Source organism: Corallococcus sp. AB038B (genome assembly GCF_003668955.1).
GTDB classification, from domain to species: Bacteria; Myxococcota; Myxococcia; order Myxococcales; family Myxococcaceae; genus Corallococcus; species Corallococcus exiguus.
This window is the reverse complement of the sequence record NZ_RAWO01000330.1, coordinates 1-393: the sequence shown is the minus strand read 5'-3', so window position 1 is coordinate 393 and position 393 is coordinate 1. Positions and strand designations below refer to the sequence as shown.

The 393-nt window shown below is 56.5% G+C and carries 1 protein-coding gene; it reads right to left on the bottom strand.

The window, feature by feature from the left end:
* Positions 1 to 78: 78 nt before the first annotated feature.
* A partial coding sequence (locus D7Y04_RS43460) for a J domain-containing protein (protein WP_158627713.1) occupies positions 79 to 393 on the bottom strand: 315 nt, incomplete at its 5' end.

Genomic DNA, 393 nt, shown 5'->3' with positions numbered 1-393 from the left:
TTACGGAGCAGTGTACCTTGCGGTTCATAATTTGTTTTGGTGGATTGTGGGCAAATGTACGGGTCTATGCAAATGAGCCTAACCAAAGTGGAACGTCGTCGAAGGCCCTGTGTGGTAATACGTGCCCCCACCGGGACCCATGTCAAAGTTGGCAAATTGAGCGCCGAACAGGTCTGCCAAGTTCACGCCGCCCATGCCGCTCATACCGCCAAAGCCTCCCATGCCGCTAAAGTCAGAGGCGTCCATGTCGTCGACGCCCGAGTCGTAGCGGCGTCGCTTTGCCGGGTCGCTGAGCACGCCATACGCCTCGTTGCATAGCTTAAACTGCTCCTCGTCGCCACCCTTGTCGGGGTGGTGCTTGAGAGATACCTTGCGGAACGCTTTCTTGATCTC